The sequence below is a fragment of the Alkalinema sp. FACHB-956 genome (assembly GCF_014697025.1).
Classification (GTDB): domain Bacteria; phylum Cyanobacteriota; class Cyanobacteriia; order Leptolyngbyales; family Leptolyngbyaceae; genus Alkalinema.
The window spans coordinates 24,866-34,756 of the sequence record NZ_JACJRC010000044.1; the positions used below are offsets into that span (position 1 = coordinate 24,866).

Consider the following 9,891-nt stretch of genomic DNA (forward strand, 5'->3'; position numbering starts at 1 on the left):
ACCCATAACGATCCCCCCAAATCCCCCTATCTCCTACGGAGAGGCTACGCCAAGAAAAAGGGAAACTTTGCAAGAATCTGGCTAAATTCCCCCCTTTTGAAGGGGGGCGAGGGGGGATCGAATTTCGCGCACTACCCTCCGCCATGGATTTCCTATTTGAACTCCCTATATTCGCCTTCGTCCTATTCCTCGGCGCATCGATCGGAAGCTTCCTCAACGTCGTCATCTATCGCTTACCCGCAGGGCTATCCCTCATCCACCCGCCCTCCCGCTGCCCCCACTGCCTCACCCCCCTCCGCAAACGCGAAAATCTCCCCGTCATCGGCTGGCTTCTGCTACGCGGCAAATGTGCCCACTGCCAAGCCCCGATCGCAGCCCGCTATCCCCTCGTAGAACTGATCACCGGACTGCTCTTCCTCGCCACCTTTCTCCACTTCGGTTGGACTTGGCAGACCCTCGGCTATTGGGTCTTAATCAGTTGGCTATTGTCCCTTGCATTAATCGATCTAGATACCCTCACATTACCCAACGTCCTCACCCAATCCGGTTTAGTATTTGGTCTAGCATTCCAAACCACGATCGGCATTGCCACCACCCAAACCCTCACCGGAGGTATTCACGGCTTAATGACAGGGGTGATTGCCGCAGTGTTGGGCGTTTGGTTGCTGGATATAATCACCTGGCTCGGCGCGATCGCCTTTGGTAAACCCGCCATGGGGGGTGGAGACGCCAAGCTCTTCGCCATGTTAGGCGCATGGCTCGGCTGGCAAAACCTGCTCCTCTCCGGCTTCCTCGCCTGTGCCCTAGGAGCCTTTGTCGGGGGGGGCGCAATCGCCCTCCGCCTGCTCGATCGGCAAAAGCCCATCCCCTTCGGCCCCTTTCTCGCCCTCGGCGCACTGATTGCCGTCTTCTGGGGCAACACCTTAATTTCTGGCTATCTCAACTTGTTCTTCCCCACCCTTGTCCCATAATCTTGAATGGAAAACCCTCTTCCCCAGCTATCCACCAGAGAAGAGGGTTTCTTTATTCCCCCTGTTTTCCAAGTCCCCCCTTTTTTGCTTTATTCCCCCCTTTTTAAGGGGGGGTAGGGGGGGATCTAAAAGGAGTGAGGGGGGATCAGAACATCCCGCTAACTAAGCCGGAGGAATGTGCACCGACATCGATCGCGCTACATCAATCCACTCACCCGATCGATCGAGATAGCCCACTTCCACCACGTAATCCCGATCGGGCACCGGAACCTCAATTCGCAGCTCCTGGGTCAACTCACTGCAATCGTACTGGTAGTAGTTTTCTAAGACCGACTGATTGGGATCAACCCCCGTCACATCATAGAGCCGTAGCGCCAGATCCATTCCGCCCCGGCTGTGGGCATCGGCCTTTTGCTCATCGGTCAATTGCCAGCGCACCACCGCTTCCTTCGCCGTTTGCGGAATCAGCACAATCCTCGCCCGATCGCCCAGAATGCGCGTCCGAGCCGCCGCTGCCGTTCCACCGACAAACGCCGCCCCTGCGGCCAGGGTTTCACTGCCTGCCTGGGTCACGCCTTCCACCGCATTCTCCGCAGCAGCCCCCGCTCCCGTGATCAGCGTCGAAGCAGAATCCTTCAACTTCCCGAAGAACCCAGGAGCATCGGCATCGCTCCCCGTCCCAGCCTCCGTGCCCGTTGGTTCTCCCCCCAGGTCAAAGGCCACATCATCTAACCGACCCCTTGTATCCGGAGCCAGCTCATTGAGATTGGAGGATTCGAATTCCCAATCCGCAGCGGTTTCAGACCCCGTGGCGGCAGGGGGATTCGTTGTCCCCGGAACATCCTGTGGCCCCCGCAGGAACGACCAAGCGGCAGCTCCGGCGGCTCCCGTTGCTGCGACTCCGCCTGCGATCGTCCCGCCGTCTACAGGCGTTTCAGGGGGCGTCCAGTCGGGCTTGGTCCAGTCGGGATTCGCCCAATCCGTGGGGGTGCCGAGGGCATCCTGATCGTCGCTGGTGGCACTGTCCCGATCGCTCCAGGCATCACCGGCCACATCCACATCGTCATTGGCTTGGGTTTGGAAGGGGGCCCAAGTGGCGGATTCCGGTTCCGTCGGCGTGGGGGACGGTGTGGCGGTAGAACGGCTAGAGAGCGCCGCTGCATCGGAGCTTTCGTCAGCCTTGCGGGGCAGCAGTAACAGCAACAGCCCCAAGCCCAATAACCCCAGGGGCAGCAGCCACTTCAGCCAATCTGGAAATCCATCCCCCAGAAGTCCCTTGTCCGCCGCAGCGCTGGGATTGGTGGTGGTTGGGTTGACCTGTTCTCCCGTCACGCCCGGATTTGGCGCATTATTGGGAGCATTGTTGGGGGCGTTGTTGGGAGCATTATTGGCCGCGATGCTGGAGGGCCGATCGGCATTGCTCACGGCCCCTGGTTTTTCATTCCCGGCATTGCCCTTGGGAGCGTTGGCAGGCACGGCTTTATTCGTACTGTTGGCCGCCTTGCTAGCCGCTTGGGCATTGGCGATCGCGCCGGGAGCATTGAAGTCGATCGCTTGGGCAATCCCCGCCTGTTGAATTGCCTTCTGTCCTGCCGTGGTTCCCGCTACGCCCAGGAAGGCTTGGACGGCGGGGCTGGGTTTGGGGCCTTTGTAAACGTAGAACAACGGCTGGGAGAAGGGATACTTGGGATTACTAGGATCCACCCCATCCATCGTCAGCATCCGGAAGCCCGCCTGGTTCTTCAGTTGGTTGGCGGGGACAAAGCTGACTCCGTTATTGCCCAGCTTGCCCAGGAGCGCCTTCATGCTGGTGTCTTCCAACTTGGTGGCCGTAGCTCCCGAGTCAAACTTGCCGGATTGGAAGGCCGGATAGGCTGGGAAGGCTTGACGGGTATCGCTATTGACCCGATCGATGACTTGGATGCCTGCTTTGGGGCCGCCTAGCTCCGACCAGTTTTTCAGTTCACCGCGAAAAATTTTGGCAAATTTGGGAATGCTCAAATCTTTTTTAAAGGGATTCGCGCTTCCCACCACGATCGCGATTTTGTCCCGACCGACGGGGATCGCCACCAAGCCTTGGGCTACTTCTGCTTCGGTTAAGGGGCGTCCGATCGCAGCGAGGTCCGCTTTGCCACTCAGCACCGCTTGCAGGGCAGCTTGGGCGCTGGTTGTGTTCAGGTTGACCGTCGCTTTGGACTTAGCAAATTCTTTTTCAAATTGTTGCTTCAGGGCTTGGTTCACCCCTGCCATGCTGTTCGCGCTGGAAATACGCACCGCTGTGCCCTGGGGAACCCCACTGGGCAAGGGAAACGGCACAGACACAGCCTGAGCCAACTCAACGGGCGTTAACAAGCTGAGAGTGGTCAAACTCAAAGAGGTTGTGAGGGGGGTCGCTGCCGCCATCAACGCAACCATCAGCCCCATTTGCTTCGGGGAAAGGATATTTTTTTGCACCATACGATTCACCCTACGCACGTAGGAAATTGTGTTTTGCATACCACCCTGCTTGGCCTATGCGCGCCCGAACCGAGAACAAATCCGCGATCGCGAGCTAGCAAAAACAGGGATTCGGATCGTTTGCAGTTCATTCTGTCAAAAGAATCCCGCCTTGTACCAAAAATTTAAGGCTTTTTCCGGTGTATTGCCTCCCGCTCCAAGGAATTTCTGCCGGTATTGGCCAACGGAATCATTCCCTACCCCCGAATCACCCATCAAATTATGAATGTTGGCCCCACTCATCCTGTAACCTATACTTTTGTACTTTCCACGGTTCGAGTTCATGGCACTGATCCACCCTTCTCAGCCGAGTGTTCCCACGCCGATCGGCAAGGATGCTTTTAAAGAGACCGTGCGGGCTTATTTTGAGCAGATTGCGCCGGAACTCGATCGCTGGAGTCGTCGGAATCGCTATTACTATCAAGACCTAGAGCGGTTCCATCAATTTTTTATTCCGGTGGGCAGTCGGGTGTTGGAGATTGGCTGCGGGACGGGAGATCTGCTGGCGAGTTTGCAACCGGCGGTGGGGGTGGGCATTGACTTCGCTGCGCCGATCGTCGAGATTGCGCGATCGAAGTATCCCTATCTCACCTTCCACTGTTTGGATGCGGAAACCCTGACGCCCAAGGATTTGGGGTTTAGTTTTCAACCCTTTGATTTCATTATTCTCTCTGGGACGTTAGGGCATTTGGGGGATATTCAGCGGGTGTTGCAACAGTTGCAGCCCTTTTGCCATGCGCGGACGCGGCTGATCCTGACGTTCCATAACTTTTTGTGGCAGCCGGTTTTAAATTTGGCTGAAAAAATTGGCCAACGTCGTCCCCAACCGCCCCAGAGTTGGCTGTCCATGGATGATGTGGAAAATTTGCTGACGATTACGGGCTATACGCCGGTGAAAAAGGGGCGGCGGTTCCTTTGTCCGAAGCCGATTCCGGGCCTTGCAGCGCTGTGTAATCGGATTTTGGCACACCTGCCGGGGCTGACGCACTTGGGGTTGACGAATTACATCATTGCCCGTCCCCAGCGGTTGGTTCCGGCGCACCAAGCTTCGGCGGAACAGTCGTCGTTGACCTGTTCTGTGATCGTTCCCGCGCGCAATGAAGCGGGCAATATTGCCAACATTATCGATCGCATCCCGAAGTTGGGACGGCACATGGAAGTGATTTTCGTGGAGGGCCATTCCCAGGACAAAACCTGGAAGGAAATTGCCTATCTGGCGCAACAGGGACACCCGAATTTTAAATTGAAAGCCTATCAGCAAAAGGGCAAAGGCAAGGCGGATGCTGTGCGGTTGGGCTTTGAACGGGCGGGGGGCGATATTTTGATGATCTTAGATGCGGATTTAACCGTGGAACCGGAGGATTTGGTTCACTTTTTTGAGGTGATTGCGTCGGGGCGCGGGGAGTTTGCCAATGGATCGCGCTTGGTCTATCCCCGATCGGGTCAGGCGATGCCGTGGTTGAATAATTGGGCCAATAAGTTTTTTAGTTTGGCGTTTTCATTTTTGTTGGGTCAGCCGATCAAAGATACGCTCTGTGGGACGAAGGTATTACGGCGAGAGGACTATTACAAAATTGTTGAGGGTCGTACCTATTTTGGGGATTTCGATCCCTTTGGGGATTTTGATTTATTGTTTGGTGCGACGAAGTTGGGGTTGCATATTGTGGATGTGCCGGTGCGTTATCAACCGCGTACCTACGGGGAATCCAATATTGCCCATTTTAGGGAAGGGTTAGTTTTGCTCAAGATGTGTTTATATGCATCACAGAAGATTAAATTTTTTTAATGGATCGGGATGCGTTACAGACTGCACAATCAATGTGTGATGGCAATCCATAACGATCTCCCTAAATTTCCCTGACAATTTCCCTGACTTTAAAAGACTGTCACTCAATCTCCCCTTTTTCTAGCGCAGCGGCGCGTAGCGCGGGGGCTAGGGGGGATCGGATCTGTCGCATTAATCAATCAATTGGGTACTCAACCATGGCTATTAGCGCCTCACCGATAACCCCCTCACCGAAGCCCGCTGCCCGCTGTGCGATCGCGCTGGGCAGTAATTTGGGGAATTCCTTGGAAATTTTGGAATCAGCGTTAGCGGTTTTGGCGGCGACCCCAGGGATTCAAGTGCTGGCCCGATCGTCGTGGTATCTCACCCAGGCGGTGGGGCCGCCCCAACCGGACTATTTCAATGGCTGTGCTCTGCTGCAAACCCAGATGCCGCCCCAGGACTTGATGACGCAACTGCTGCACACGGAAAACCAGTTTGGACGAGTTCGGCGGGAACGGTGGGGTGCAAGGACGTTGGATTTAGATCTATTGCTGTTTGAGGATGTCATTTTAACGACGCCAAGGCTGGAATTGCCCCATCCCAGAATGCAGGAACGGGCGTTTGTCTTGGTGCCGTTAGCGGAAATTGCGGCGGATTGGGTTGATCCCAGGACGGGTCGATCGGTGGCGGAATTGCTGGCGGGGATTGACTGTCGTGGGGTGGAAAAGTGGCAGAATTGCCCGGATGGACGCCAGTCTCCGGTGAAAGAATTGGGTATTTAGGGGGACGATCGGGTTTCTCTACGGCAAAAGTTGAGAAATTCTGGGCTTGCCCTTAGAATTCTTGGAGACTCGCTTGGTTTCCTCGAAGCGGTTGCTTCGCTGTTCTCCTTATTGATTTTAGGTTGATTAAACACTATGCCCTTTGGTTCTGAACCGCCCCAATTGCTGCGTCGTAAGCTATTTTATCAAGGTCGTAAGTTTGCCTATGAGGTCAATCGCCTACGGTTGCCGAACAAAGTGGAGGGGGAGTTTGAATGTGTGCGTCATCCCGGTGGCGCGTTGGTGATTCCGGTGACGCCGGAGGGCAAGCTGGTGCTGGTGCGGCAGTATCGTTTTACGGTGAAGTCGCGCATTCTGGAATTTCCAGCCGGTACGGTGGAAGAGGGGGAAGAGCCGGCGGTGACGGTGGCGCGGGAAGTGCAGGAAGAGACGGGATATAAGGCGGCGAGTATTGAGCCGTTGGGAGAGTTCTTTTTGGCTCCAGGGTATTCCGATGAGATTATCTATGCGTTCCTGGGGACGGGATTGGAGCGGTTAGAGCATCCGCCGGAGCAAGATGATGATGAGGATATTGAGGTGGTGTTAATGACGCCGGAGGAAGTGGAGGCGGCGATCGCGACGGGGGATTTGGCCGATGCGAAGTCGATTTCTGCGTTTGTCATTGCCCGATCGAAGTTGATGGGAGGCTAGAAGCTGCGGGACGGCGGGGGGCATTCTTTGCATTGGGGTTCGTATTCCCAAATGAGTGCATGACCTGATGTCGTTGATGACGTTACCCGTATTAATGCTTTGGATTGTAAATTGACTTTGTTAGCGTTGGTAGTATTTCTATCAACGCTTTTTTTTGAGATCGATCGCGGAGTCACGGGGGCAACCTACGGGTATCGAATGATACTCGATCGATTTTTGTAAATACGGATTGACAGTGCCGCTGGTTTATTCGTAGGCTAGTTTCTCAAGGCGACTCCGTGGACATCCTTCTTTCAGTTGGGTTGACGATTGACGGTTTGGCATGAAGCACGGGGCCGCTGGGATCCTAAAAATTTAGGGCACTACCCTTTGTTGCGGGAACAACTCCGGGTAGCTAACCCCCTCGCTGCACTACCAGCAAGGAGGCTTGTTGAGAATTTTAACATTCGATCGAGCCACTCTTGTTTGTGATGTCAAACGGGGTGGCTCTAAATTTTTGGGCTTCTTACCACCTCTCAACAGGAGAAGCTCAATTATGACGAAAGGTTCTAGCGATCGGAGCGATCGTGAAGTTCAACCTGAAAAACAACGGTTACAGATCCACTTAATTGGTCACAAAGAGTTCGTGCAGGATACGATTAATCAATTCCATGCCCATCGGCTCGCAGATCGGATTCATTGGAGTCAGCCAATGAAGATTGTGCATTCCGATGGACAATACATCAGCATATTGAGTCGCGAACGGCTGCGCTAACGCTTAAAAAGTAGGTGTCCCATAGGCTGCGTTGGCTATTCCGTGGCCTGTGGGTTCCTGAATGTCATAGTTGGTCTTCCACTTGTAAGTTTTTATGGGCGGAGATATTAGTTTGGGAAGAACGCTATACTGAAAGTATTCTGCCTAAGATCTCAGCCTTGCAAGTTAAAAGTTGATTACGTCGAGATTTTAATGCAATCCAATTTTGGTGTTGTAGGAGATCCATCGATGTAGCCCAGGCAAGAGGGAATAAACCATGACTCAGGCTCTCGAACCCAAACTCTGCACTCCCGATGAGTATCTCGCCCTTGAGCTTGCTTCAGAAACTCGCAGTGAATACCGCAATGGAGCGATAATTCCCATGACCGGGGGAACTCCAGACTGCAATGAAATCGCCATTAATCTAGCCTCCCTGCTCAAATCTGCCTTGCGTGGCAAACCCTACCGGATTTTTGGGGCCGATCAACGGTTGTGGATTCCCGATCGCAACCTCTACACCTATCCCGATGTCATGGTGGTTGAAAAACCGCTACAACTCCAAACTGGGCGAACTGATACCGTCATGAATCCCTGTTTTATTGCTGAAGTGCTATCCAAATCAACCCAAGATTATGATCATGGCGAAAAGTTCTCTGCCTATCGTTCGATCGATAGCTTTCGGGAATATCTCTTGATCGATCAGTACAGCATCCATGTAGAACACTACGTCAAGACAGCCGCGAATCAATGGCTACTTTCAGAATATGATGATCCGACGGTTACGTTGTCCTTGAAGACAGCAGCAGCCCAAATCGAAATCATCACGCTCTACGACAATATTGATATCGATGGGGTTTAAATCTGCAAGGGCGATCGGGGCTATGGTACGTAGGCTTGCTATTAGTACGGCTGGTTCGTAGATTAGTAGGTTGTAGAATAGAAGAGAATTATTGAGATGGATGCATACCATGTCTTCTCCTGCTATTACCACGATCGTTAAAATGGTTGAGTCTTTACCTGACGAGCTTCAAGAGCAGGCGGTGGAGCATGTTCGAGCTTTTCTTGCTGAAATTGAAGAAGAAAAGCGGTGGGAAGATTCGTTTAAGCGGACAAAGCAGAATCTAGTTGCAGCAGCCCGAAAAGCTAAAGAGGAGATTGCAGCGGGATTGTCCACGCCAATGGACTACGAACAGCAGCTATACACTTCAAAATAATGGAGCGCTTAAAGATGATTTTGTTAGATATTCTTGTTTTTGGGTTAGTGTGTTTCTTCAGTCTATTGTTTGGAATATTCCTGAGTGGAGTTTTTGGTGAAGAAGCACCAGCCTTACTAAGAATTATCCTTGGCTTAATGGGGCTATCGGTACCACCAGTGATCGTTTGGTCTCTGAGAAATCACTCTTACTGGAACAGGATACGATTAGGGCTCATAGCTCTTCTTACCGGGATGATAGTTGTTCGATGTGCCATTTTAAAACCTGGAAATATGAATAAAGCCCAAAGAGGAACTCAGACTCCTACGCAGGAAGTATCAATTTCTCAGAAAGCGTCTCTCCTGAAAATGGGTATGACTTATCGAGATGTTGTTGCTGCGTTAGGTCAAACGCCTGATACAGTCATAAATAACCAAATTCGTCAAGAAATAGGTGAACCTATTCAAGAGAACAATCTGATTACTTTTGAATGGAAAAATGATAATCCTGATTGTCATCCCATTTCCGCGCAGTTTAATCCTTTAGATCTGACTTTAACAGGATGGAATGAAGGCAAAACTTGCACTGGCCCTAGCAGTTTCAATAAACCTTCTGGTAAATCTTGTGCCGAAACAACGCTCTGTGATCTTAAATAAGTAACTATTCGTAGTTGTAATTCAACAATCTTGATTAAAGGGACTATCAAAGTAGATCGTTATGATAGTTACGTGCACTACAGGAGACCGTTATCCTATCTCAACGGATACAGATTTTTCTCAGGCTACTTTATGTGAACTACCAACACATCATCACAATAGAACCTCGAAAGCGCAGTGGTAAGCCGTGTATCCGGGGAATGCGAATTACGGTGTATGACATCTTAGAATATCTGGCCAGTGGAATGACCGAGGCAGAAATTCTGGAAGATTTTTCTGAACTGACTCCCGAAGACATCAGAGCTTGCCTTGCGTTTGCTGCCGATCGTGAGCGTCGAGTTATGATCGCTCCCTTATCCATATAACAATACTCCGGACACATTTTCCAGAGAAAAAGGGGTTAAAAATCGACAAAAAGCGATTCATCGGATAAGGTGCCAGTATCAACTCAAGCACGAGATGAATCGCATTATGGATATTGTACACAGCCTACTGAATCAAGTGGGTGGTTTCGCAAACCGCAAGGCCAATTTCTAGCGAGTCTGTTTGTGACGTTATGGGTTGTGTGTGGCAAGGCGAATTTCACCAATTTGAGTCGATAT

The 9,891-nt window shown here is 52.1% G+C and carries 10 protein-coding genes; 9 read left to right on the forward strand and 1 reads right to left on the reverse strand.

Annotated elements, in window-relative coordinates:
- Nucleotides 1–143: 143 nt before the first annotated feature.
- The gene (locus tag H6G21_RS24205; protein WP_190576969.1) at nucleotides 144–971 is read left to right on the forward strand and encodes an A24 family peptidase; all 828 of its coding nucleotides are present in this window, start codon (nucleotides 144–146) and stop codon (nucleotides 969–971) included.
- Nucleotides 972–1,133: 162 nt separating this feature from the next.
- Here the strand turns inward: H6G21_RS24205 and H6G21_RS24210 are convergent, their stop codons facing one another.
- Nucleotides 1,134–3,467 carry a substrate-binding domain-containing protein gene (locus H6G21_RS24210; protein ID WP_190576971.1) on the reverse strand — a complete coding sequence of 778 codons (2,334 nt, stop codon included), beginning with the start codon at nucleotides 3,465–3,467 and terminating at the stop codon, nucleotides 1,134–1,136.
- A 283-nt stretch (nucleotides 3,468–3,750) separates the two neighbouring features.
- Here H6G21_RS24210 and H6G21_RS24215 point away from each other — a divergent pair, with 283 nt between their 5' ends.
- From H6G21_RS24215 to H6G21_RS24250, 8 genes are all read left to right on the forward strand, one after another.
- Nucleotides 3,751–5,253 carry a glycosyltransferase gene (locus H6G21_RS24215; RefSeq protein WP_190576973.1) on the forward strand — a complete coding sequence of 501 codons (1,503 nt, stop codon included), beginning with the start codon at nucleotides 3,751–3,753 and terminating at the stop codon, nucleotides 5,251–5,253.
- A 197-nt stretch (nucleotides 5,254–5,450) separates the two neighbouring features.
- Complete coding sequence (folK, locus tag H6G21_RS24220; protein WP_190576975.1) at nucleotides 5,451–6,017, forward strand: 2-amino-4-hydroxy-6-hydroxymethyldihydropteridine diphosphokinase; 567 nt, start codon at nucleotides 5,451–5,453, stop codon at nucleotides 6,015–6,017.
- Between the two features lie 135 nt (nucleotides 6,018–6,152).
- Complete coding sequence (locus H6G21_RS24225; RefSeq protein WP_190576977.1) at nucleotides 6,153–6,707, forward strand: NUDIX hydrolase; 555 nt, start codon at nucleotides 6,153–6,155, stop codon at nucleotides 6,705–6,707.
- Between the two features lie 535 nt (nucleotides 6,708–7,242).
- Nucleotides 7,243–7,461 carry a hypothetical protein gene (locus H6G21_RS24230; RefSeq protein ID WP_190576979.1) on the forward strand — a complete coding sequence of 73 codons (219 nt, stop codon included), beginning with the start codon at nucleotides 7,243–7,245 and terminating at the stop codon, nucleotides 7,459–7,461.
- A gap of 256 nt (nucleotides 7,462–7,717) precedes the next feature.
- Nucleotides 7,718–8,299: a Uma2 family endonuclease gene (locus H6G21_RS24235; RefSeq protein ID WP_190576981.1), complete on the forward strand. Its 582-nt coding sequence runs from the start codon at nucleotides 7,718–7,720 to the stop codon at nucleotides 8,297–8,299.
- Nucleotides 8,300–8,408: 109 nt separating this feature from the next.
- The gene (locus tag H6G21_RS24240) at nucleotides 8,409–8,654 is read left to right on the forward strand and encodes a hypothetical protein (RefSeq protein WP_190576983.1); all 246 of its coding nucleotides are present in this window, start codon (nucleotides 8,409–8,411) and stop codon (nucleotides 8,652–8,654) included.
- A 14-nt stretch (nucleotides 8,655–8,668) separates the two neighbouring features.
- Nucleotides 8,669–9,289, forward strand: a complete 621-nt coding sequence (locus H6G21_RS24245) for a hypothetical protein (protein ID WP_190576985.1) — start codon at nucleotides 8,669–8,671, stop codon at nucleotides 9,287–9,289.
- Between the two features lie 134 nt (nucleotides 9,290–9,423).
- Nucleotides 9,424–9,654, forward strand: coding sequence for a DUF433 domain-containing protein (locus tag H6G21_RS24250; RefSeq protein WP_190576987.1), 231 nt, complete (start codon nucleotides 9,424–9,426; stop codon nucleotides 9,652–9,654).
- Nucleotides 9,655–9,891: the final 237 nt, after the last annotated feature.

Bases quoted from the DNA above. Each gene is read 5' to 3' on its own strand.
- H6G21_RS24205 (WP_190576969.1), top strand. From the start codon at position 144: ATGGATTTCCTATTTGAACTCCCTATATTCGCCTTCGTCCTATTCCTC.
- H6G21_RS24210 (WP_190576971.1), bottom strand. From the start codon at position 3,467: ATGCAAAACACAATTTCCTACGTGCGTAGGGTGAATCGTATGGTGCAA.
- H6G21_RS24215 (WP_190576973.1), top strand. From the start codon at position 3,751: ATGGCACTGATCCACCCTTCTCAGCCGAGTGTTCCCACGCCGATCGGC.
- folK (WP_190576975.1), top strand. From the start codon at position 5,451: ATGGCTATTAGCGCCTCACCGATAACCCCCTCACCGAAGCCCGCTGCC.
- H6G21_RS24225 (WP_190576977.1), top strand. From the start codon at position 6,153: ATGCCCTTTGGTTCTGAACCGCCCCAATTGCTGCGTCGTAAGCTATTT.
- H6G21_RS24230 (WP_190576979.1), top strand. From the start codon at position 7,243: ATGACGAAAGGTTCTAGCGATCGGAGCGATCGTGAAGTTCAACCTGAA.
- H6G21_RS24235 (WP_190576981.1), top strand. From the start codon at position 7,718: ATGACTCAGGCTCTCGAACCCAAACTCTGCACTCCCGATGAGTATCTC.
- H6G21_RS24240 (WP_190576983.1), top strand. From the start codon at position 8,409: ATGTCTTCTCCTGCTATTACCACGATCGTTAAAATGGTTGAGTCTTTA.
- H6G21_RS24245 (WP_190576985.1), top strand. From the start codon at position 8,669: ATGATTTTGTTAGATATTCTTGTTTTTGGGTTAGTGTGTTTCTTCAGT.